2 protein-coding genes are annotated in these 2270 nt (G+C 42.5%); both read right to left on the minus strand.

Features of this window, described 5'->3' with window-relative positions; genetic code table 11:
• A partial coding sequence (locus HMPREF0083_RS20400; RefSeq protein ID WP_021623638.1) for a hypothetical protein occupies positions 1-831 on the minus strand: 831 nt, incomplete at its 3' end.
• A gap of 201 nt (positions 832-1032) precedes the next feature.
• Positions 1033-2088, minus strand: coding sequence for a Cj0069 family protein (locus HMPREF0083_RS20405; RefSeq protein WP_021623639.1), 1056 nt, complete (start codon positions 2086-2088; stop codon positions 1033-1035).
• Between the last annotated feature and the right edge of the window lie 182 nt (positions 2089-2270).

The following is a 2270-nucleotide window of genomic DNA, read 5'->3' on the forward strand; positions in this document are numbered from 1 at the left end:
TTCCGCTTTTACTTGCTCGATTTGTCGTTTATCTTCTTGTTCGTTTTGTTTTTCTATTTCCATGTTTATCAACAACATTTCAGACTTTGCTTCCGTCTCCTTTATTTCTGTTGTTTCTTCTTTCTTCGAAACAGGAATATCAGAATTAGGAATTCGCTTAAATGTAATCGGTTCAATCTTCGGTTGCTCATCAATATATTCCTCTGCTTCTATTTCTGTTTCCAGTTCCGTTTCCTCTATACTTGCTTCCCCTGTTATCTGCTCGGTCTCTTCTTCCTCCTCTTCCTGTCTGGAAGCTACATACTCGAACAACCGCGGCAGTTCAGTAACATGTTCCTCTCCCGGCTGTGCTGGAGCTTCGCTCCTTACACCGTTCAATGCTAGTTCCGCCATAATCGCAAGCTTGCGAGCTGATTGGACATCGTAATCAAAGGAAGTAATAGAAGCGTAAATTTGCCCCACATCTTCAATTTTGTTGCGTGAAATGCAGATATGGACAGGTATTTTCTCCGTGAAGGGTGTTAGCTCGTTCTCTGCTTCAAAATCGTCCGGGTCCATGGCGAATGGGTTAAAGACAACGGTATCAACATAGCCCGTCACTTTAACCTCTGGATCATCAAGCGAAATATCGGGAAATTTCGGAGGCTTGCCCGCATATTTTCCTTCGAGCATCAAATATCCGGACACAATAACCTCTTCGGTCGTCTCTTTAATCTGGATATGCGGTGTCAATTCTATCTCATCAATTTGCTCAATCTCGCTCTGGTCAGGGGAAATAAAAATGGAGTGTTGCACAGGAAATGTCAAAATAGCGTCTTGATTGTCCTGCATGCTGAAGAAATCCTCCCTCCTCTAATAACTTTCTTTAAAATATATAGGGAGGAAAAAGAGGATATGCTTATTTTAGCGTAAAGTTTTTATTTTCTTACAGAAACAATAGTATTCTTCCAAGGGTAGATGGAAAAAAAAGCAAGTAAAAAGCCGTCCCAACGCATATATTTTCTTTATCGCGTGTTCGGAACGGCTAAAAGTCTACCGATTATTTAATTGTTCCATTGATTCTACTTCAGATAGAATACTGATGATTTCATCTGCTACATTTTCGCTCAGGGAGAGCTGCGAAGTAAAACCGACACAAGAGCAATTCATCTCGCCAAGAATATAGCAATCATGCCCCTGCTCATCTGTATCCAGAATAAAGTCTGCCGTCCAGATTAACGGCAAATTATAACCTCCCAGCCTCTCCATAATTACTGGCAGACTATCGAGGAACGAACGAACAAGCCCACCCCATTCCTCCGGGGAATCGTACCGGTATTTCGCCCCAGAGAACAGTGTAGCAGAGAATGCATCCTCTCCTTCGGCCGGCTTCTTATGAACAACATTGACCGGTGTTTTGTGCAACATCAGGAGACGAATCTCACCTTCCTTGATACGTGGGAGAAACGGCATATCTACCAGCATTCCATTCTCACCTATGATATATTGCTCACAAAAAGTCATGAATGTCTCAAGCGTATGTTCTTCCACATGGTTGTCTTTCGCCTCCGTGCAACGCAGCGTTGCATTCAATGATACCTCTTCCGCCTCTTCACTATCACTTGCTAACTGTACACGCCATATCCCTTCTCCAGTCGATCCTCTGTTCTGTTTCAGAACACGCTCACCTTTTTTCAGGGATTTCGGGAAATTTTTTTTAAAAGAAGCAATATCATAGTAGGCAAACGTATCTTCCGGTACAAGCGGCGTGTCACGCAGTTTGATCAGCGCATCTTTTGCGCCGTAACCAATCATCGCATCCGGGTGCGGCATTCCTTTTACACCGAATTCGCAAAGCTGGCGCAACAATTGAAAATATGCACTTTCATCTTTTAAATTTCCTGGATTGATACGGCTAACATACGCATCAGCGTCCTGAACCACCCGTTCGAAGATTTCATCTTTCTTCTCATCGGCATAAAAGATGACTTCTGCCATCCAGCCGCGTTTCCTTAACGACTTGAGCATCGGTAACGTATCTGGCCGATATCCATCCGGACCTTTGTCTGTTCCGCCTTCCACTTCGAAAAAGACAACATGCTTTTTCATTCACAACTCTCCCTTTTTCGTGAATTTATATAAATTGAGGTACTAACCGGATTAGCTGGTTCTTTCGAATTATATTATTCTCATATGAAGGGAAGATAAAGGGAGAGTCATGATCGTGTAAATAAGCTGTAAAACCATTTATTTTTTCTCAAGGGTGTTGATTATCCAGTATAATCCAAAGT

This window comes from Aneurinibacillus aneurinilyticus ATCC 12856 (genome assembly GCF_000466385.1).
Taxonomy (GTDB): Bacteria; Bacillota; Bacilli; order Aneurinibacillales; family Aneurinibacillaceae; genus Aneurinibacillus; species Aneurinibacillus aneurinilyticus.

What these genes read in the sequence shown, in the direction of transcription:
- HMPREF0083_RS20405 (WP_021623639.1), bottom strand. Translation starts at nt 2,088, where the DNA reads ATGAAAAAGCATGTTGTCTTTTTCGAAGTGGAAGGCGGAACAGACAAA.